Source organism: Corynebacterium belfantii, assembly GCF_041898185.1.
Lineage (GTDB): Bacteria > Actinomycetota > Actinomycetes > Mycobacteriales > Mycobacteriaceae > Corynebacterium > Corynebacterium belfantii.
Genome location: NZ_CP157823.1, coordinates 1,213,466 through 1,233,062 on the forward strand (window position 1 = coordinate 1,213,466; position 19,597 = coordinate 1,233,062).

Annotated in this window: 16 protein-coding genes, 2 tRNA genes and 2 pseudogenes; 17 read left to right on the forward strand and 3 right to left on the reverse strand. The window is 52.4% G+C overall.

Annotated elements, in window-relative coordinates:
- Positions 1 to 37: 37 nt before the first annotated feature.
- The 9 genes from ABMV07_RS06170 (at position 38) to ABMV07_RS06210 (ending at position 10,683) form a co-directional block, all read left to right on the forward strand.
- Positions 38 to 1,846, forward strand: coding sequence for a DUF262 domain-containing protein (locus ABMV07_RS06170; protein ID WP_197690219.1), 1,809 nt, complete (start codon positions 38 to 40; stop codon positions 1,844 to 1,846).
- 106 nt (positions 1,847 to 1,952) lie between these two features.
- Complete coding sequence (locus tag ABMV07_RS06175; protein ID WP_197688848.1) at positions 1,953 to 3,383, forward strand: hypothetical protein; 1,431 nt, start codon at positions 1,953 to 1,955, stop codon at positions 3,381 to 3,383.
- 162 nt (positions 3,384 to 3,545) lie between these two features.
- The gene (gene serA / locus ABMV07_RS06180) at positions 3,546 to 5,141 is read left to right on the forward strand and encodes a phosphoglycerate dehydrogenase (protein ID WP_197690220.1); all 1,596 of its coding nucleotides are present in this window, start codon (positions 3,546 to 3,548) and stop codon (positions 5,139 to 5,141) included.
- A gap of 141 nt (positions 5,142 to 5,282) precedes the next feature.
- Positions 5,283 to 6,302 carry a 3-isopropylmalate dehydrogenase gene (locus tag ABMV07_RS06185; protein WP_374064972.1) on the forward strand — a complete coding sequence of 340 codons (1,020 nt, stop codon included), beginning with the start codon at positions 5,283 to 5,285 and terminating at the stop codon, positions 6,300 to 6,302.
- A 41-nt stretch (positions 6,303 to 6,343) separates the two neighbouring features.
- Entirely contained in the window at positions 6,344 to 8,221 is a 1,878-nt protein-coding gene (locus tag ABMV07_RS06190; RefSeq protein WP_196981470.1) for a putative nucleotidyltransferase substrate binding domain-containing protein, read from the forward strand.
- A 5-nt stretch (positions 8,222 to 8,226) separates the two neighbouring features.
- Positions 8,227 to 8,820 (forward strand): exonuclease domain-containing protein, encoded by a 594-nt coding sequence (locus ABMV07_RS06195; RefSeq protein WP_229254975.1) that lies wholly within the window; start codon positions 8,227 to 8,229, stop codon positions 8,818 to 8,820.
- Positions 8,813 to 9,145, forward strand: a complete 333-nt coding sequence (locus tag ABMV07_RS06200) for a hypothetical protein (RefSeq protein ID WP_088267430.1) — start codon at positions 8,813 to 8,815, stop codon at positions 9,143 to 9,145. The genes ABMV07_RS06195 and ABMV07_RS06200 overlap by 8 nt, the downstream gene beginning before the upstream one ends.
- Positions 9,146 to 9,218: 73 nt before the next feature.
- Positions 9,219 to 10,016 carry a fumarylacetoacetate hydrolase family protein gene (locus ABMV07_RS06205; RefSeq protein ID WP_088267429.1) on the forward strand — a complete coding sequence of 266 codons (798 nt, stop codon included), beginning with the start codon at positions 9,219 to 9,221 and terminating at the stop codon, positions 10,014 to 10,016.
- A 22-nt stretch (positions 10,017 to 10,038) separates the two neighbouring features.
- Entirely contained in the window at positions 10,039 to 10,683 is a 645-nt protein-coding gene (locus tag ABMV07_RS06210) for a class I SAM-dependent methyltransferase (protein WP_197688844.1), read from the forward strand.
- On the opposite strand, the gene ABMV07_RS06215 is transcribed toward ABMV07_RS06210, so the two are convergent.
- The gene (locus ABMV07_RS06215; RefSeq protein ID WP_197690223.1) at positions 10,664 to 11,797 is read right to left on the reverse strand and encodes an isochorismate synthase MenF; all 1,134 of its coding nucleotides are present in this window, start codon (positions 11,795 to 11,797) and stop codon (positions 10,664 to 10,666) included. The two genes, ABMV07_RS06210 and ABMV07_RS06215, sit on opposite strands and share 20 nt — an antisense overlap.
- Before the next feature lie 29 nt (positions 11,798 to 11,826).
- Between ABMV07_RS06215 and gltX the strand changes: the two genes are divergently transcribed.
- The 4 genes from gltX (at position 11,827) to ABMV07_RS06235 (ending at position 14,794) form a co-directional block, all read left to right on the forward strand.
- Positions 11,827 to 13,320, forward strand: a complete 1,494-nt coding sequence (gltX, locus tag ABMV07_RS06220; RefSeq protein ID WP_162495032.1) for a glutamate--tRNA ligase — start codon at positions 11,827 to 11,829, stop codon at positions 13,318 to 13,320.
- A gap of 159 nt (positions 13,321 to 13,479) precedes the next feature.
- On the forward strand, positions 13,480 to 14,514 hold the full coding sequence (locus ABMV07_RS06225) for a PHB depolymerase family esterase (RefSeq protein ID WP_196977577.1): 1,035 nt from the start codon (positions 13,480 to 13,482) through the stop codon (positions 14,512 to 14,514).
- Between the two features lie 102 nt (positions 14,515 to 14,616).
- Positions 14,617 to 14,688, forward strand: a tRNA-Gln gene (locus ABMV07_RS06230).
- 33 nt (positions 14,689 to 14,721) lie between these two features.
- Positions 14,722 to 14,794 (forward strand) — tRNA-Glu (locus ABMV07_RS06235).
- A 303-nt stretch (positions 14,795 to 15,097) separates the two neighbouring features.
- On the opposite strand, the gene ABMV07_RS06240 is transcribed toward ABMV07_RS06235, so the two are convergent.
- Both ABMV07_RS06240 and ABMV07_RS06245 read right to left on the reverse strand, forming a co-directional pair.
- Positions 15,098 to 16,009 carry a hypothetical protein gene (locus ABMV07_RS06240; protein ID WP_197695125.1) on the reverse strand — a complete coding sequence of 304 codons (912 nt, stop codon included), beginning with the start codon at positions 16,007 to 16,009 and terminating at the stop codon, positions 15,098 to 15,100.
- A 111-nt stretch (positions 16,010 to 16,120) separates the two neighbouring features.
- Positions 16,121 to 16,843 carry a hypothetical protein gene (locus ABMV07_RS06245; RefSeq protein WP_234915043.1) on the reverse strand — a complete coding sequence of 241 codons (723 nt, stop codon included), beginning with the start codon at positions 16,841 to 16,843 and terminating at the stop codon, positions 16,121 to 16,123.
- Here ABMV07_RS06245 and ABMV07_RS06250 point away from each other — a divergent pair.
- The 4 genes and pseudogenes from ABMV07_RS06250 (at position 16,812) to ABMV07_RS06265 (ending at position 19,520) form a co-directional block, all read left to right on the forward strand.
- Positions 16,812 to 18,012, forward strand: a pseudogene (locus ABMV07_RS06250) (IS3 family transposase). The gene ABMV07_RS06245 and the pseudogene ABMV07_RS06250 overlap by 32 nt on opposite strands.
- A 118-nt stretch (positions 18,013 to 18,130) precedes the next feature.
- Positions 18,131 to 18,493 carry a hypothetical protein gene (locus ABMV07_RS06255; protein ID WP_197695126.1) on the forward strand — a complete coding sequence of 121 codons (363 nt, stop codon included), beginning with the start codon at positions 18,131 to 18,133 and terminating at the stop codon, positions 18,491 to 18,493.
- Between the two features lie 174 nt (positions 18,494 to 18,667).
- Positions 18,668 to 18,886: pseudogene (locus ABMV07_RS06260) on the forward strand (transposase); the annotation flags it as partial.
- A gap of 106 nt (positions 18,887 to 18,992) precedes the next feature.
- On the forward strand, positions 18,993 to 19,520 hold the full coding sequence (locus ABMV07_RS06265) for a hypothetical protein (RefSeq protein WP_234914182.1): 528 nt from the start codon (positions 18,993 to 18,995) through the stop codon (positions 19,518 to 19,520).
- Positions 19,521 to 19,597: the final 77 nt, after the last annotated feature.

Here is a 19,597-nt window from a genome sequence, read left to right on the forward strand (position 1 = left end):
ACACCTGTGAGCGAGATTCCGCGTTAGTATCAAAGTCATGGGTTTTTCTACTCCAAGCTACGACCTGATTTATCTGTTCAACCGGATCGATCGAGGCGATTTGCAACTTCCAGATTTCCAACGCGAATATCGCTGGGATGTCGATAGAATTCGTGCGCTGCTCGTTACTGTTTTGCGCGGATACCCTATGGGCTCGATTATGGCCTTGGATACCCGTGGGGAAGAGATGCGGTTTAGACCACGGCCATTGTTTGGTGCCCCAGATACTGGAATGGCACCTGGACTTTTACTTCTCGACGGCCAACAGCGCCTGACAACGCTGTACCAATGCCTTACCGGCGACGGCTTGGTGGAGTCAGTTGATTTTAGAAATAAAAAGATCAAACGACGTTTCTTCGTAGATATTCAAAAGGCTGTATCAGCTGAGGTAATGCCTGATGAGGCTGTTATTTCTGTAGACCAGCACGGTGAGGTGAAATCACACTTTGCCAAAAATGACATTCCACGGTTAGCAACCGAAGAAGACATGTTGCGGCATCAGTGCATCCCCGTGTCTTCACTTTTGCAGAACCGAGGAACGGATATGCTGTTCGATCTGGCTCAAAATGCTGAACCAGACGCACGCGAACGTATTAAAAACTTCCATAACACCGTCCTCAAGCCTGTAGTGCGATATTCAGTGCCAATGGTTCGACTGGATCGTGAAACCGCCCAAGAAGGCATCGGCTCAATCTTTGCTGCTGCAAACTCCAGCGGATTACAGATGGATGTCTTTGAACTACTAACATCGCTTTTTGCTGCACAAGACCCAAATTTTGATTTCCGAGCCGATTGGCACAAAACCGAAGAAGTACTCAGACAGTACCCAGCGCTTGACCAGATCGGCCAAACCGAATTCCTCACCGCAGTCGCGTTATACGTCACCGCAGTAAAAGGACACGCTAGTGGCCACCGTGAGGACATCCTGAAACTCAGCGTCGTCGATTACCAAGACGCGGCACCTTTGATTCGAGCAGCTTTCCATGAAGCCGCCCACTATATGCGTGAGCGATGCATCATGAGCATCAAGCAGGTGCCTTATAGCGCGCAGCTTATCCCACTCACCGTAATCATCGCGTTACTAGCGCGTGATCCGAAAAACATGTCACATAAAGACAGCTGGGATCGTTTGAACCAATGGTTCTGGTGCGGCGTTTTTGGCGAACTTTATGGATCGCCAGCGTTGGCAGTCCGAATGGGAGTAGACGTAGATGAGGTCACCCGCTGGATCGATGATGCCAACAACCCGAGTCCGAGCGTCGAAAAGCCAAAGTCGATCCGAGACGCCCGGTTTGTTGAATCTCGACTCCTTAGCGCAGGCCCAGAATCAGGCCTCTACAAAGGAATTTACGCACTACTCATGGGGCGCGGAGCTCGCGACTTCCGCACAGGTATGACATTCGATCACACCAATTTCGAACAACTGGGTGTCCACTTCCGCCCAGTGTTCCCAGAAAGCTGGTGTGAAGAACACAGAATTAATCCAGTATTATGCTCGTCAGTGTTAAACCGCACTCCCATGGGGCGCCGCACCCACGTGATGGTAGAAGGAGCATCACCCGCTCGATATCTCGTTCGCATGCAATCAAAATCACTCATGGATGATGCTGAGTTCGATCAAGTTCTTGCCACTCACTTGGCAGAACCACATGCGCTTTTTGCAGGTCAAGCAGAAGAATTTTTCAGCGATCGCCGCAGCAAATTCCTCACCATGATCGAAGAAGCCATGGGAACAGCCGCAATCCGTGACGTCGACGAAGGCGACCTAACCGCCGGCGAGGAAGGTCCACTGGCCTTTGAGAAGTAAGGCATCACGGACTTGGATAGCCACACTTACCGTTATTACAGGTGTGGCTATTACCATGGGAACAAGCGGATGCACCGTGGATACTTCGCGCCGAGATAAAGCGCGAATGGCTTTGCCTCACGCTGAGCTCGAACAAGCGCGAATGAATAACCTTACGCGTCACGTGGCACAGAATTTTTTGAGAGAGCCGCAAGTGGTGGGTGAACCCAATGATTCAGGCGTCGCGGTTTCGCAGTTGTTGTTCGAAAAGTCGGATACGGTGGTGGTCTCAGACCATGAGATTCATCACCAACTGCGGGCGGCGTCGATAGCTGTGGTCGCTCATGCGCCGATGCTTCTTATGGACGATACTGATCGTAATGCGGTTCAAGCAGAAATCGGTCGGCTGGGTGCTCGCTATATTTTGGCCATTGGTGATGTAGGCCTGCCAAAGACCACCGGAAATGTTAAAGTCATTCCAGATTCTGGTTCTTTGACAGCTTTGGGAAAGCTCACGTCTTTACAGTTTCGAACCCAGCGTATCGACGCCTCCAATGCGCTTTCCGGTGTCTCGCGGTTGGATGGGACGCATCCCACGTGGTTGCTGACTAATCGGCAAGAAAAAGTGCAGTCGAGTCCAAGTGATGGGGAAGTATCAGCTTTTCCAGTGCAGTCGAGGCGCGATGCTGGTGCGGCTCCTCAAGTGATCGCTACTCAGGAATCTGGCATTGCGGCAGTTGCTACTGCGCGTTCTTATGGTGCATCGGTGACCGTCATGCGTTTTCCGGATCCGCGGCTTAACGTGGAATCAATGCGGGCGGTCGCTGGGCTTTCTGATCAGCCGCTCATTGCTTTGGGCTCACAGTTTGGAACGTCACAGCAGCTCAGTGAAAGAATCGAGTTGGGTGAACGTGCGCCGTTAGCACTTCCGAACAAAACCGGTCTTGTTTTTGCTCTGCGTACGTTAAGAGCGCGATACCTTAATGATTCCGATGTATCTGAGCGTGCGGACATTCCTTATGGGGCGAATTATGTGCGTACCATTGCGCATCCGTTGTCCTCGCAAAATCAACAGCACTGGAAAGCATGGGCCGATGCAATCAACGCACAAGATGGATTTGTCTTTATTGAAATAGATGCGGCTCATCGTGATGCTGATGAAATTCTTGATTCGGTCGAGGAAATCGTTTCTCAATCATCAGTTGGGGTGATTTTGAGGAATGCAGCTCAGGTTTGTGAGCGATCTCCTCAATCGCGTCAAAAGATTGCAGATCGCCTCATGCATTGGAATAGCGAAGTTATTAATCACAATGGTGATCAGCGGGGCGTGGTTCTTGAAGGGCTAGACGTCCTCCGGGGCCGTGTGTGTGGAATTTCTCCCCAAGAGCTTATGGGTTTGGGATTGGCAATTTTGCCTGCTCGTGGAGAACATTTAGGCGGAGACGCGACCGTGAACAGTCAGTTATATCGGGATGATTGGTTCGTCGCCGAACGTGAATCATTCCAGCCCACTGGGACGTTAAGATCCCCCCGACTTGGGTTAATAATTCGCAACTAACTGCATTATTTGCCCTAATTCTGTCATGCACTAGGTGAGTTTCCGCAGTCTCGTTTACACTGTGTTGCAGTCGCGCGCCGGTGAGCAGGCGCGGGCCCATTGCTATCTGACGCGGTCGTGCCGGATAGGGGTGGACATGCGGATAATTTCCAGGAGAATATCGTGAGCCAGAATGGCCGTCCTGTCGTCCTAATTGCAGACAAACTCGCGCAGTCAACTGTTGATGCGCTCGGAGATGCCGTGGAGGTGCGCTGGGTCGATGGCCCAAATCGCGCAGAGCTGCTTGCAGCGGTTCCAGAGGCTGACGCACTTCTCGTTCGTTCCGCTACCACCGTAGATGAAGAAGTCCTCAATGCGGCAACCAACCTTAAGATTGTCGGTCGCGCTGGTGTTGGCTTGGACAACGTTGATATTGCCACCGCGACTGATAAGGGTGTGATGGTGGCAAATGCCCCAACCTCCAATATTCATTCTGCGTGTGAGCATGCTATTTCGTTGCTGCTTTCTACTGCACGTCAGATTCCTGCAGCAGATAAAACGCTTCGTGATGGTGAATGGAAGCGTTCTTCGTTCAAAGGTGTGGAAATTTTTGGCAAGACCGTTGGCATTGTCGGATTTGGCCACATTGGTCAGCTGTTTGCGCAACGCCTCGCAGCATTTGAGACGACTATCATTGCGTACGATCCCTACGCTAATCCAGCGCGTGCTGCGCAGTTGGGTGTAGAGCTCGTGGATCTAGAAACGCTCATGCAGCGTGCGGATTTTGTCACCATCCACTTGCCTAAGACTGCAGAAACTGCTGGCATGTTCAATGCTGAGTTGTTGGCTAAGTCCAAACAGGGGCAGATTATTATCAATGCGGCACGTGGCGGGCTTGTCGACGAGCAAGCACTCGTCGATGCTATTGACGCTGGCCGGATTCGTGGCGCTGGTTTCGATGTTTTTGCAACCGAGCCATGCACAGATTCGCCACTGTTTAACCGCCCAGAGGTCGTGGTTACTCCGCATTTGGGTGCGTCTACTGTTGAGGCCCAAGATCGCGCTGGTACGGATGTTGCCGCATCTGTGCTCAAAGCATTGGCTGGCGAGTTTGTTCCAGATGCAGTGAATGTCTCGGGTGGACGCGTTGGTGAAGAGGTCGCTTTGTGGCTTGATTTGGCTCGCAAGCTTGGTGTGGTTGCTGGCAAGCTTTTGGATAAGGCTCCAGTGGCTGTTGAAGTTGAGGCTCGTGGCGAGCTATCGACGGAAAACATCGATGTCCTAGGTCTGTCGGCACTGCGTGGCGTCTTCTCTTCGTTCATTGAAGAACCGGTTACGTTTGTCAATGCCCCGCGTATTGCAGAAGAGCGTGGCGCAAAACTGGATGTCACTACTGCGTCCGAATCCCTTACACACCGTTCTGTGCTTGAGGTCTGTGTGATTGGAGCCGACGGTTCTAAAGAATCCGTCATTGGTGCTTTGACCGGTCTAAATCATGTGGAAAAGATTGTTCGCATTAACAAGCGTGGTTTGGATCTTCGTGCTCAAGGATTCAATGTGTACTTCCAGTACACCGACACTCCTGGTGCTCTAGGTAAGGTTGGCACGGCATTGGGCTCTCAGGGGTTCAATATTGATGCGGCTGCTTTGTCTCAGGATTCTGAAGGTGATGGCGCCACGTTGGTGCTTCGTGTTGACAAGCCCGTTCCGGATGCATTGGTCGATGAGATCGCTGCCGGAATTGGCGCAGAGGCCTTCGCTGTCGACTTTGACGCCTAATTTATAATCCGACGTTCAACGGACCTTTCCCCCTAAAAGTAGCGGGGGAAAGGTCTGTTTGTGCTTTGGCGTCAGTTTTTGGGGATCGGTCTGCTACACTCAGGTACAAAGTTCACATAGTGGGAAGTGAGGTTCCATAATATGAAACTAGCTGTTATTGGTGGTGATGGCATTGGTCCAGAGGTTACTGCAGAAGCTCTGAAGGTGCTCAATGCGGTACGTGATGACATTGAAGTCACCGATTATGACCTCGGTGCACGGCGTTACCTGCGCAACGGTGAACTTCTCACAGATGCTGATTTGGCATCTTTACGCGAACATGATGCAATTTTGCTGGGGGCAATCGGGGCACCAGACGAGGTTCCGCCAGGAGTGTTGGAGCGTGGATTGCTGTTGAAAATGCGCTTCGCATTGGATCATCATGTGAATCTGCGACCTTCTAAGCTGTATCCCACAGCGACGTCGCCGTTGGCTAATCCTGGCGATATCGATTTTGTGGTGGTCCGTGAGGGTACTGAAGGTCTTTATTGTGGCAATGGCGGTACTTTGCGTGAGGGGACGCCGCATGAAGTAGCGTCGGAGGTTTCCCAAAACACTCGCTACGGTGTGGAACGAGTTGTGCGCGATGCTTTTGAGCGTGCTCAAAACCGCAAAAAGCACCTTACGCTGGTACATAAAACCAATGTGCTTGTTAATGCTGGTGGTTTGTGGCAGCGTACCGTCAATGAGATTGCCACTGAGTATCCAGAGGTTACAGTCGATTACAACCACATTGATGCTGCAACTATTTATATGGTCAGGGACCCCAGTCGCTATGACGTTATTGTGACCGATAATTTGTTTGGAGATATCCTCACTGACCTTGCTGGTGCGGTAACGGGTGGTATCGGTTTAGCGGCTTCAGGCAACATTGATGCCACTGGTGTGAATCCTTCAATGTTTGAGCCTGTTCATGGTTCGGCCCCAGACATTGCGGGGCAGGGGATTGCTGATCCTACTGCTGCTATTTTGTCGGCGGCGATGTTACTGCGTCATGTGGGTGATGAGTCTAATGCCCAGCGCATTGAGTCGGCGGTAACTCATGATGTTGCAGAGCGTCCTGCTGGACCGGTTAAGACTGTCGAGGTGGGCGATCGGATCGTTGCTGCATTGCAACGATAAGGCGTGACACGTGAGTTAAATCACTTGTATGATGGCGATGTATGACCATCGAACTCGAGGAGATCTCGGGGTTCCTGAGTTGTCAGGAACCCTTTAGTAAACTCGATCCGCAACACATCAGCCATGTCGTGTCTACTGCCACCATGCGATATGCACCCCGAGGCACTGTTGTAGTGGCCCCGAAAGAATCTAATGATTATTGCTTTGTGATTCGCAGTGGGGCAGTAGATATTTCTAGCGAGGGTGATTCGGATTCTGTGGCGGTTTTGTTGGATCGTCGTGAAGCAGGACGGTGCTTTGGCTATTCCACGATCCTTGGAGATAATGCCAGCAGATATCGCATTGAGGTGGTCGAAGATGCGCTGCTTTTAGCGATTCACCGTGATGCATTCTTTGACGTGTGCCGTGCAAATCCGCAGTTTCGAGACTTCTTCTCCCATCAGTCTCGCCGTATGCGTAGGGCTGCCCAAGAATTGGCACATCGGGCGACGTCGAAAATGCTAGCTACCCCGTGCGCTGACTTCATGACGCGTGAGCTGGCTGTGGTCTCCGCGTCCGATTCGCTTTACGACGTCGCGCGTGCGATGGATACCAGCGCAGTCTCGGCAGCTATTGTGGTTCGCGGCACAACTGCGGTGGGCATAGTGACGGACCGAGATTTTCGTTCCAAAGTAGTTGGAAAAGCACTGTCGGTTGAGCACCCAGTCAGTGAGGTGATGTCGCAAGAACCCGTCATTGTCTATCCCGATACGCCTGCAAGTCATGCTCTTTTGTTGATGATAGAGCACGGTTTTCACCATTTGCCGGTGGTAGAAGAATCGACGCATGCGCCAGTTGGAATGGTGGAGTCACGTTCCGTTATGCGCTTGCTCAAAAATGACCCATTGTTTGTGGGGTGGGATGTAGTTCGGGCGAAAACTGCCGACAAGTTGACACACGTGCGTTCAAGTTCTGTGCTCACTGCCGCCCAGCTGGCTCAACGTGGTGCGCCGGCTCAAGAAGTCAGTGCACTGTTAAGCGTGACGGCAGATTCGATTGCTCAGCGATTATGTCAGTTGGCGGAGCAACGCCTTGGTCCACCGCCGGTTCCATACGCATTCGTCGTGGTGGGATCTCATGGGCGCAAAGAATTAGGATTTGTTTCCGATCAAGATAATGCACTTGTTATCAGCGACGATTTCCGTGCTGATAGTCATTCGGATTATTTTGCGCAGCTTGGAAATGTGCTGTGCGAGGAGCTTAATCAAACCGGTCAGGTGTACTGCCCAGGAGAGATGATGGCGAGCAATCTGCGCTGGCGGTTGACCTATTCGCAATGGCGCGAGACACTATGCAGTTGGATAACTGCACCGGAGCCTGATGCATTGCTGTATGCCCAGACATTTTTTGATATGCGCAGCGTGTTTGGTGATCACGGAATGGTACGCAGCGTGCACGACGATAGTATTGCCGCGGCGCAAGATTCGCGACGGCTACATGCACATCTCGCAGCTGTAGCGTCACGACGCGAACCTCCACTGGGGTTTTTCCGTGGTTTTGTATTGCAACGCGGTGGGGATTATGCGCACACACTCGATATTAAAAAAGGTGGAATTTACGCGATCGTGCAGCTCGCACGGCTTTATTCTTTAGTAGTTGGATCCACGGCGTTGAGTACGCGTGCACGACTCGATGAAGCTGCTCAAGGGGGAGCTGTCTCGGAACGCGGCGCTCGTGATCTCGTCGATGCTTTTGAATTTCTTACGATGATTTCTCAACGTCATAACTCCGAGGCTGTGTTAGCTGGAAACGAACCGTCTTATCATCTCGATCCTGCTGATTTATCCACAATGGATAGGGAACATCTCAAAGACGCTTTCCATATTATTAAGTCAATGCAACAAGCCTTAGGGGCTCAGTATCCAATGCAGAGTATGTGATCGTTATGAGCTGGTTGGAAAAGCTACGGAAAAATGCATGGCAATCCAATGCGGATATGAGGCTATTGGCTGTTGATATGGAAACTACGTCCTTGGATCCGCGTCACGGAAGCATTGTTTCTATCGGCTGGGTTCCGGTTGAAAATGGCGTGATCATGGTAGGGCAGGCGGGTTATCAGCTTGTTTATGATGTGCAGGCCCAAGAATCAGTAGGGGATTCAGCCACGGTTCACTACATAACAGATGCAATGCGCAACTCAGGTGTTGCGGAGCAAGAAGCCATCGCGAGGCTATTGGAAATATTGGGTGATTCCCCAATGCTCGTTCACTTCGCGGCAATTGAAAAGAAGTTTTTGTCAGCAGCAATGCGCAAATATTGGGGCCGATCATTTAGTGGTCGGATTGTAGACACCTTCGAGATTGAACGACGGCACATGGAGCGCATGGGCACGTATCCTCGAGGGGAAGATCTGCGTTTGGCTCGGGTACGTCAACGCTATGGGTTACCGGCGTACACCTCACACCATGCAGCGAGTGATGCATTAGCCTGCGCAGAACTCTATTTGGCGCAACGACATAGGAGTGGATCGCGTGGATAAGTTATTTCGAGTAGTGCTTTTTGGTGCAGGTTTGTATTACTTATGCACTGCGGTATGGTGGTTGATTTCGGGGCGAAATGTTGTCATCTCATGGTTGTATATCGGAGCGGTAGTTATATTGGTGGCAGGGGCATGGCTTACGCGCCGTAATCAGAAAAAGATGGTCGCACAATTTGGTGAGTTTAGAGAGTTATCTGAGCAACAACGAGATACAATTCGTGAACTTAAAGCTGATGATCGTCTGGTGGAAGCTGTTCGAAAAACCCGCGTCTGGTACCCGAGTTTGGGGCTAGTTGAGGCTAAAAAGCTGGTAGACGAGCTTTAGTCAAGCTCTTATATCGTGGGTGATTGTGTGCAAAATTGCACCACCATCACAGGCATTCGGTAGGATCGCCTCTATGCGTTTTGGACGAATTGCCACACCGGATGGAATGTGTTTCTGCGTTGTTGAGGGCGATGATGCCCAAGCAATCTGCAAAGAAATTGAAGGAACCCCGTTTACCGAGCCTAAATATACGGGACGTCAGTGGAAGCTGGATGAGGTGCGCTTGCTCGCACCCATGCTGCCTTCCAAGATTGTTGCCATTGGCCGTAACTATGCTGACCACGTTAAAGAGGTCTTTCAAAAGAGCGCTGAACATTTGCCGCCAACGCTGTTTTTAAAGCCGCCAACGGCTGTCGTAGGCCCAGGTGCTGCTATTCGAATTCCCGAGTTTGCCACCAAGGTGGAATTCGAAGGTGAGCTGGCCATGGTTATTGCTAAGCCTTGTAAGAATGTAAAGAAGAAAGACTGGAAGTCTGTTGTTTTGGGCTTCACAATCATCAATGATGTGTCGTCTCGCGACTTGCAGTTTGCTGATGGGCAGTGGGCACGTGCAAAGGGCATTGATACCTTCGCGCCACTAGGTCCGTGGATTGAGACGGACATTGATTCGATTGAAACTGACAATCTTCCTATCAAAGCGCACCTGACACATGATGGCGTCACGGAGACTAAGCAGGACTCTAATTCCAATCAGATGATTATGGATCTCGGTGAGATCATCGAGTTTATTACTGCGTCGTTCACATTGCTGCCTGGCGACGTCATCTGTACTGGTTCACCCGCGGGTACCGCGGCGATGGTCTCTGGCGACTTCATCGAAATCGAAATCCCAGGCATTGGCCGACTGGGTAATCCGGTAGCTAAAGCCTAGGAGTAGCGGTACCCTCTGGGGTATGCCAACTACTCATAACAGCCTCCCCGCATCCTCTGATAGGTATCATGATGGGCATGGGGAGGCTTCTTTGTATCACGATTCGCACGGCCATGTATGGTCAGGTAATCCCAACTACACACTGACGCAGCTCATTCCCGAATTGAAGATTAATCTAGGTTCTAGTCTTGATATTGGCTCTGGGGAGGGGGCTGATGTCGCTTGGCTTGCCAGCCTCGGATGGAAAGCTGTTGGTTTGGAACCATCGGACGTTGCTGTCGAGCGATCTCGTGAACTTTCCTCCAATGCGACGTTCATCCAAGGGCAAGCCCCTCAAGATCTTGACCGATGTGGCGGACCATTCGACCTGGTGACAGGGTTTTATATTCCGATCGCTGGTGAAGAAGCGTGGCGTGCCATCGCTCGTCAGGTAACTGACGGGGGATATCTAATCTATGTCCACCACAATCTCGATGAGCTTCGCGCCAAGGGCCACCCACTTCTTGGCCGAGACGATCTTCTCATGCCTTTCGACGCGGCGGATCTTGCTCCTAGTGATGCATGGGAGATCGTGGTCCACGAAACTCGCCATCGCGAGATCGTAGGAGGGCATGGCCACCATCACCATCTTGATGATGTTGTGGTGCTTAAGCGTCGAAAGAAGTAATGCCTAAAGCTTTCATGATGGTGTGAAGTTTTGCGGTTGTTTCTTCGACTTCTGCGGCCGCATCAGATTCTGCGACGATTCCTCCGCCTGCCCATGCTCGTGCGGAGGTGCCGTCACCGCTTACCTCGGCACACCGGATAGACACCATGAATTCACCATCGCCGTGGCTGTCTGCCCAGCCCACGGTTCCTGCGTAGAATCGGCGATCGCCTTCTGCGATGCTGATGAGCTCTTCGGCCGCATCAGTCGGAGTACCGCAGATGGCGGGGGTGGGATGAGTGTGTATTGCTAATTCAAGTGCGGTAAGTGATGCGTCCTTTAAGGTTCCAGCAATAGGAGTGGCAAGGTGCCACATTTCGTTGGTCTTGGTGAGCTCAGGGTTTGCGGGGATGCTGAGCTTTGAACATAGTGGATCTAAAACATTGCGAAGATGCTCTACAACATACGAGTGTTCTTGTAGATCTTTGTGGGAACGTCGTAAAAGTTCGGCATTGGTGGCATCTGTGACCGCATCCGCGCTTCTGGGTGCGGAACCGGCGAGGGGATACGCCGTCACGGTTGAGCCTTGTTTCTTGATAAGTACTTCTGGTGATGAGCCTACAAGCATTGCTCCTGCAAAATCTTCGCCAGCAGGGGTGAGATCTGCGATGAAACCATCGCGGTTGCGGGAAAGATCAATCAGTCGTGCGGCAATAAGTCGTGGATCAACGGCGGGGGAGAACGTCATATCCACTGCGCGTGCTAAAACGACTTTTTTCAAGGATGTGGACTTGATTGTATTGATTGCTGCTTCAACGCGGGCATGATGTTCATCGAGTGATGGGACAAGCTTTTCCACTTGAGCATTCACGATGCTGCCGGGGCCTTGCCGGTAATGTGCGTGGGGCTCTAAGGGGCCCTCCTCACGCATGACGGAGCAGGGAACCGTAAGGGCACAGGCGTGGTCGCGTCGAAAAGCAAGGGCGCCAACGACTAGCTCAATGCGCCCACTACGTAAGGCCTCTACTGCTTTCCAAGGATCAGAAAACGTTTCTACCTCGCCTTGGGTACGGATAGAGCCGTGGCTACGGGAGAGTAAAAAATCGGGGGCAGTAGCAGGTCGATGGGCACACATGTCTTGCCAGTCTAGTGTACTAGTCTACGATGAACATTATGTCTGATGTTCGTGTACGTTTTTGTCCGTCGCCGACCGGCACGCCACATGTCGGTATGGTTCGCACCGCTTTGTTTAACTGGGCTCACGCTCGTCACACTGGCGGCAAGCTCATTTTCCGTATTGAGGATACGGATGCTGCTCGTGATAGCGAAGAGTCCTACCAAGCGATTATCGATTCCCTGAAGTGGCTCGGAATGGACTGGGACGAGGGTGTTATTGTTGGTGGCCCTCATGAGCCATATCGTCAAAGCCGGCGTATGGACATCTACAAGGATGTCTTGGAAAAGCTGAAAGAGGCCGGCTATGTCTACCCCGCGTACTCGACTGCTCAGGAAGTGGAGGAGCGTCACAAGGCTGCAGGTCGCGACCCTAAGTTGGGCTACGACAACTATGACCGTACTCTGACTGACGAGCAGATCGCTGCATTTGAGGCAGAAGGTCGTCAGCCAGTGTGGCGTTTGCGCATGCCGGAGCAGGATTGGAAGTGGAACGATCTGGTTCGTGGTGAGATCGAGTTCAAGAGCTCTACACAGCCTGACTATGTGGTGGCGCGTTCCAATGGCGCACCGTTGTACACCTTGGTCAACCCAGTTGATGACGCATTGATGGGCATTACCCACGTGCTGCGTGGCGAGGATCTCTTGCCTTCGACACCTCGTCAGTTGGCTCTTTACGAGGCTCTTAAGGCAATCGGTGTAGCTCGGCAGACCCCCGAGTTTGGCCACCTGCCGTTCGTTATGGGTGAGGGTAACAAGAAGCTTTCCAAGCGTGATCCACAGTCCAACCTGTTTAACCACCGTGATGCCGGCATCATCCCAGAAGGTATGCTGAATTACTTGGCATTGCTGGGCTGGTCACTTGCTGGTGAAAAAGACATCTTCTCGGTTGATGAGCTTGTAGAAAACTTCGACGTGACCAACGTGTTGGCAAACCCAGCTCGTTTCGACCAGAAGAAGCTTGAGGCGATTAACGCTGATCACATCCGTCTTCTTGAGCCTAAGGATTTCGAGCAGCGTTTGCGTGCATATCTCACCGAATACACGGACTTCCCAACAGATTACCCTGCAGAAAAGTTTGCAATCGCCGCAGAGTTGGTGCAAACGCGTATCAAGATGCTTGGCGACGCATACGGTTTGCTCAGCTTCCTAGCGATCGCCGATGAGGATCTCACCTTGGATGAGAAGTCGGCAAAGAAGAACCTCAAGGAGACGGCAATTCCTGCGCTAGATGCTGGTATTGCAGCCCTCGAAGGGGTAGAGGAGTGGACCACTCCTGCCATTGAGGCTGCTTTGCATAAGGCGCTTATCGAAGATCTCGAGCTCAAGCCTCGTGTTGCTTTTGGTGCTCTGCGTGTTGGTATCTCGGGCCAGGCTGTGTCGCCACCTCTGTTCGAGTCGATGGAGCTGTTGGGCAAGGAGTCAACGTTGACTCGTTTGCGTGCTACTCGTGCGGTCACCCCGTACCAGGTTGCTGCTGAATAAAGCTCATATCAGACATTCCCCTAGGTTAATCGCCTAGGGGATTTGTTGTTTTAGGGAGGAAAAATTGTTGCAACTATTGAATATGTTGCTTATGTGACTAATGTTAAACAAGTGATACTTGGGTATGTGGGCCTTGGTGGCCGAAGAAAAGGTGCAGTAGTGTTCGATGCGACGCGGGCGGCGTTTCTAGGGGTGGCCGTTTTTATCAGCGTGCTTCTAGTTGCATCTTTTTTCAGTCCAACCCCGGGGAGAGCGGTGGAGCCGGCGCCAGCCGGGGCTCCAGCGCAGGAAGGCTCCTTGCCTCATGATGGACTCGGTTCTATCAAGCCGATCCATGACATCGACTTAGGCGGGGTGGAGCAGCCGTCATTGCCAGCACCTGTCGAACCTGATCCTTCTTTTAATCCGCAGCCACCTTTTGCCCCTGGTAAATTGCGTGAGGGCTTTGTTGACGTGGGTAATGGGAATATTCGTCGCTACCTGATCCACGTGGGAACGAACTATCAGCCACATGCCCCAGAATTAACTCCCGTGGTATTCGGCTTTGGCGGTTGGAAAGACACGCCAGAAAAGTTTGCTGACTATTCGCGTTTTGGACTTACTGACTTCGGAGCGAACGCCATCATCATTTACCCAGAGGGAATCGCACGTGCGTGGGAGGGGGCTCCTTATGCGGCTACTCGCGTGGGGGACGATGTTCATTTCGTGCGAACAATCCTGAATGCGATTGATGCTGACTATCGGATCGATCGTAGCCGAGTTTATGCAGTGGGGATGTCTAACGGTGGTGGAATGGCTGCTTCGCTTGCCTGCCATGCCCCTGATCTCGTTGCGGGTGTTGTGAGCGTGTCAGCCGCCTATTATGAGCCTGTGGTGGCCGATTGCGTGCCCGGTGCGGTGGCGACTCTAGATATTCATGGATCGCATGACGAGGTCATTGCTTATCAGGGTGGTGTGCGCCATGGTGCACCATTCCTTGGTGCTGAACAAGTGGTGGCGGGGGTTGCTGCCCGTAATGGATGTGGGCCTGCTTTACCGCCGCGATGGATTGAAGGGCCTGCAGAGCACTATGGGTTTGCTGGCTGTGCTGCGCCGGTGGAGCATGTCCGAGTTCTGGGTCAAAAACATGTGTGGAATGGGGTTCCTCACGCCACCACGTTGGCGTGGGAGTTCTTGCACCATCAACACAAATAAATAAAGTGGCGTTTACCAGAGGATTTGTGTGATCTTCTGCCTTGTGGTTATATTAATCCCCGTTGAGCAGTGCGGCTCACAGAGAGCAATCTGGTAAACAAATGGCCTATGGTGTAATTGGCAACACTACGGTTTCTGGTACCGTCATTCTAGGTTCGAGTCCTGGTAGGCCAGCAGCGAGAAATCGCTAGCTTGAAAAAGTTCTATGCCCCGTTCGTCTAGCGGCCTAGGACGTCGGCCTCTCACGCCGGTAACACGGGTTCAAATCCCGTACGGGGTACAAATAGGTGGTTTCACGTTTCTGACCTGCAAAGTTCACGAAGCTACAAACTGTCAAGCAAAATCCCGATTCTCGTCATTGAGAATCGGGATTTTGCTTGTCTTACTCGATTCCTAGTGCTTAAAAGCACCAGAGATACGGCGAAATTTTGTCTCATTGGGCAGTAGCCCACGCCCTGTAGACCACGGCCCATATGGGCCGTGGTCTTTGCTGGTCTTTAGGCTGCAGCTGGGGGCCTGTGGCGCGACGTTGCCAAACGTGTTCCAGTCGGAGACTCGCTTACACGGTTGAGTTGGAACTGGGTCACCGATTCGTATTCAAGTCGAATACGAATCGGTGAAGGAACTTCTGGATAAGGTGAATGTTGACACACACGATTCCCAAAGCAGTTACGAGGGTCGCGTTAGCGAACCCACGAACGAGACGCCGAGTCTTGTCACCCAATCCCATACGCCCGTTTTTGAGAAAGGCGTTACGGCTCTCAATCGTGTTACGCACACGCCGATAAGTGTCAGCCCATTCCTGCGTTCCCCAAGAGGGTCCCGTCTGAACGTGTTTTGCTGCTGCATCCACAGGGATACGAATCTGTGTCTGCTTGAAGACGGCACTGTTGCGGTCTTCCTTAGTCAAGTCACGAGCGAACACCTTACCCAGGGTGGCACCTTCTAGAGACTTGTCAACACCGATACCGTCAACCTTGAGCTTGGCACGCTTGCCACGTGCCGGGGAATAGAAGTCGATAGAGCCATCCTCGTGCGTCTTCTTGACTTGAAGAGCGAATGCTTGGCGACGGTCAATAATGTCGTAAAGCTCGTCACGATCCATCTCGCCAGCGGCAAATATGGCACTAGCGTCGCGCCAGCGGGCGGGCATGCCAGGGAAGTAACAGGAGCCGTCAATAAGTTGGGCGCCGTGGTAGGTAGCCTGTAGGCCCATCTGGCCCTTGACGAGGTCGCCCATGACCTTGTAGCCCGCTTTGCGCAGCGGGATCTGCAGTTTCTCAGGCTTGCTCATCGGGTGGTAGATACGGTCGCCGATAAAGGCACCCTTCGGCACGGTTTCGTTGGCAATGAGATGCTGGAGGGAGTCCATGGCACGATCTGCCGGTGCGTGGTCCGGCTTGTCCATTGCCATGCCGACAATGAGCTGCGGCAGGTTGTCTTGGTGGGCAGGGAACGTCTGTGTAACGATCGTGGCTTCGTACGCCCAGTACATTTTTTAGGCGAGGACTTGGCCTTGTCGCCGTTGTGATCACCTTCGGGGATGTACTACCCTGCGTCCGGATCCGACGAGCGCTCCGGCTTGCAGTCACGCGGGTTGCCCGACTTAGCGGCGAGTACCGGGGTGCCGTCTACGGCTACGTCGCCCCGTCCATGCGCCTCGGTACTCTTCGGGCAAAAGGCGCACTGATGCGGCGATGGGTGCGTTGGTGAACATGGTCAGCCACAGGTAACGCTTGCGGGTTTCTTCCGGGTTTGCCAGAGAAACGAGGTAGTCGAACTTGTCCGCCGTAAGGCGCTTGCGGTAGGTCAGGGTCGGGTTGGGATTAACGACATCCTTAACCTTGTACCAAGTACGGTAGACCTTCTTGTACCACGCCTGACGGCCCTTGTAAGTGGTGTAGTTGGTGTCGTGACGCTCTGGCAAACCGAGGGTGCGCAGGACCTGGTTGGTCGCACGATCGGTGATGATGTTGACCGCCTGCTGGATGTGCAGCGGCTTGGCTTCGATGGTTAGCAGGGCCATGAGCGCGAGAACGGTGCGCGGCTGAATCATAGCCGGACGGCCACCCTTGCTTGGGTCGTATCCATCCTTGGCATGCCAGGTATCGATGAGCAACTCCACGCCCGAATCGTCAACAACGTCAATGGCACGCTTGAGGGAGTTCATGCCGACCACGTCGAGGCTGATGATGCCGACCTCGGCTGCGTCACCTGCGGCAGTGAAAGCCTGGGTCTGCTGAGGGTTTGGTTGACGTCTAGCTTGTTTCGCTGGGGCGGGGCAGGGAAGGATGTTGATTATGTCGAAGTTGTATTCAGAGCAGTTCAAAGCTGATGCCGTTGCTCTCTATGAAAACAATGAGAACTTGTCTCTGGCTGCTGCCGCCGCCGAACTGGGGAGTCAACCGTGCTTCATGACATCAGTGGAAAATAAGAACTCGGCACTGGTAAGAGGACCCGTATGATCGAGACTAAAGCCCAAGCAGAAGCAACCTCCGACGCAAAACGTATACGTGCATTGAAAAAAGAAAACGCAAAGCTGCGCGAACAACGAGATAATTGTGCGTAAGGCTGCGAAATATTTCGCCGAAGAGACACACTAGTGATCGGCTTCCAGTTTGTCGAGGACCACAAGACCGAGTACTCGGTCAAGCGGATGCGCACCGTTTTAAAGCTCACACGTTCATCGTTTTATACATGGAAAGCCACACAAGCCCGCCACACATCACGTATCTACGCAGACGGTGTACTTAGAGCCCGTATTGCCGCAGTCTTTGCTGAAGAAGACGAACTGTATGGCACACAACGCATCACTGCTTCACGCAACGACGATGAGCGCTTTGCGCGGGTCAATCATAAAAAGGTTGCCCGGATCATGAAAAACATGAAACTACGTGGATTTAGCAAACGCCGCCGGTGCGTGACTACCCAGCGCAGCACATCAACTCCGGTGTTTGAGCACCTAGTGAAACGACGGTTTCATGCGCAAGCACCAAACCAAGTGTATGTCGGTGATATTTTACCTATTTGCCCTGTAGGAACAGCTCTACTATGTATCTGGCCACGGTTATTGACCTGTACTCGCGCAAACTTACCGGTTTTGCGATCGCAGACCATATGCGAAGCAGCCTCGTAATTGAGGCTCTAGACCATGCCAATACAGCCCGTGGTGGGCTTGATGGTGCCATCTTTCATTCAGATCATGGCAGCGTGTACACATCAGCAGCGTTTAGCACACGATGCCAGGAACTTGGCGTAATCCAGTCCATGGGTGCTATCGGTACCAGTGCAGATAATGCGTTAGCAGAGTCATTTAATTCCACGATGAAAACAGAAGTCCTGCGTAATAGGAAAGTCTTCGCCAATCCGCTGCAATGCCGGCAGGAGGTATTTCGGTGGTGCATCAGATACAACACACAGCGCCGGCACTCTTGGTGCGGACAGATATCGCCCGATGTCTTCGAAGCCCAATCTATTACACTGACCAAGGCAGCATAACTGCCACTCACCCTGTCTACTTTTCAGGGGTCACGCCCTTCGCACTGTACCGGCAAAGATCGACGACATCCAGGCGAGTGAAAGTAGCGCCGGATCGTGTGCTCGATACGCTTGTGACATGCCCGCCCGACAGCCCATCCCCAAAGAGCTCTACCCCGAGTGGCCCGACGCTCAGATTAAGAACCTGACGCACGCCCGTCTGCAGCTTGCCGCTCACAGCATTTGCCGTCACGTTCGCGACAACATCGAGTTGAAGTCGCTTAAGGATTTGGTGGAGGTCACCGGTGTTGGGCACTCCACGATCAGCGACTTTGTTGCCGGCCGCGCCTGGCCGAGTGTCTTGACTATTGCCCAGCTTGAAGTTGGGATCGATCGCGAAATCTGGCCCAGGGGTATGGGCGAGGGGCGACACATAAGGCCCACCGAAATTGCAAAGTTTGGTTATAAGAAGGATCGTTCCCGGTATTCGCGAGGGCATTGAAAGGGATCTACGACTTTTGTTCGAACGGGAAAACACCTGGGGATCAGTTAAAAACTTTTTCTTTTTCGACCGGGTACCGGGTTTGTGCGATCTGACGTGTTTTGTTGAAACAATGCGAAACCTAGGGGAGGGCCTAACCCCCCCCGACGTGTCTACTTTTCCGGGGCCAAGCCCGAACGGTTAAACCGAGGCATCCGCCGGCACACCGACGTCGTCGGCATCTTCCCAAACCGTGAATCCATCATCCGGCTTGTCGGTGCGGTCCTAGCCGAGCAACACGACGATTGGATCCAACAAAAACGTTACATAGCACTGACCGCACTCGAACACGCCAAACACCTCATGCACCACCCAGAAGAACATCGTGACGACCATCACCAGCTAACCGCCTAACCAAACCCCGAACTTCATATCGAGCCGAAAGCACAAATGGCTACACCACTACACGGGACTTGACCGAATAAAACCCGTGGCTTGTAGTACCCCTTGGAAGGTTAGTATGAAACTTAATAAGTGTGCTATCGCTTCTGTTGCGCTTTCTGCATCTCTCGTGGCTACCGCTGTTACCCCAGCCGCTTGGGCTGCAGATGAGCATGTTACCTGCACACAGAACTTCCGAGCTGGCGTCGATATTGACGCTGCAATCAATCTAAACGTTGCGAAACATTTACAACGTAATTGTAATTGGGATTGGCGACAGATCGCTGGGCTTAATGTTGAACAAATGGGACAGCTAGCTAAGAAGCTTCTGAAGGAGGACGGTGCTTCTCTTCATTCTGAAGAAGCGTTGAAGCTTTTGGAGCCTGATTGGGTCGGCGAGTTGGCAAAGTACAACTCCGCCTTTGTCAGTAATGACAGAAAGGGTTCTGCTGGTGAGGAACAACAGTCTGGGCCTCCTCTATCGGTGAATGACGTCAAAGCAGGAGATAGGGAGGTCACCGTCTCGGTGTTTGTGCTTCCGAGGCAAAGGAAGCAGCTTCAGATTTCCTTCCCAAACCTAAAAATGCTGCAAGAAGCGCACAACTAGGGAATAACTCTGGTGAAGGGAGAGATGTCTCTAAAGGTGAAGTTGTCCCCTTTGAATTCAGCGTCCCTCCAGGGATT

Bases quoted from the DNA above. Each gene is read 5' to 3' on its own strand.
- ABMV07_RS06185 (WP_374064972.1), top strand. From the start codon at position 5,283: ATGAAACTAGCTGTTATTGGTGGTGATGGCATTGGTCCAGAGGTTACT.
- ABMV07_RS06210 (WP_197688844.1), top strand. From the start codon at position 10,039: ATGCCAACTACTCATAACAGCCTCCCCGCATCCTCTGATAGGTATCAT.
- ABMV07_RS06195 (WP_229254975.1), top strand. From the start codon at position 8,227: ATGAGCTGGTTGGAAAAGCTACGGAAAAATGCATGGCAATCCAATGCG.
- ABMV07_RS06265 (WP_234914182.1), top strand. From the start codon at position 18,993: ATGAAACTTAATAAGTGTGCTATCGCTTCTGTTGCGCTTTCTGCATCT.
- ABMV07_RS06240 (WP_197695125.1), bottom strand. From the start codon at position 16,009: ATGTACTGGGCGTACGAAGCCACGATCGTTACACAGACGTTCCCTGCC.
- ABMV07_RS06255 (WP_197695126.1), top strand. From the start codon at position 18,131: ATGCCCGCCCGACAGCCCATCCCCAAAGAGCTCTACCCCGAGTGGCCC.
- ABMV07_RS06170 (WP_197690219.1), top strand. From the start codon at position 38: ATGGGTTTTTCTACTCCAAGCTACGACCTGATTTATCTGTTCAACCGG.
- ABMV07_RS06215 (WP_197690223.1), bottom strand. From the start codon at position 11,797: ATGTGTGCCCATCGACCTGCTACTGCCCCCGATTTTTTACTCTCCCGT.
- ABMV07_RS06190 (WP_196981470.1), top strand. From the start codon at position 6,344: ATGACCATCGAACTCGAGGAGATCTCGGGGTTCCTGAGTTGTCAGGAA.
- ABMV07_RS06205 (WP_088267429.1), top strand. From the start codon at position 9,219: ATGCGTTTTGGACGAATTGCCACACCGGATGGAATGTGTTTCTGCGTT.
- ABMV07_RS06175 (WP_197688848.1), top strand. From the start codon at position 1,953: ATGGCTTTGCCTCACGCTGAGCTCGAACAAGCGCGAATGAATAACCTT.
- gltX (WP_162495032.1), top strand. From the start codon at position 11,827: ATGAACATTATGTCTGATGTTCGTGTACGTTTTTGTCCGTCGCCGACC.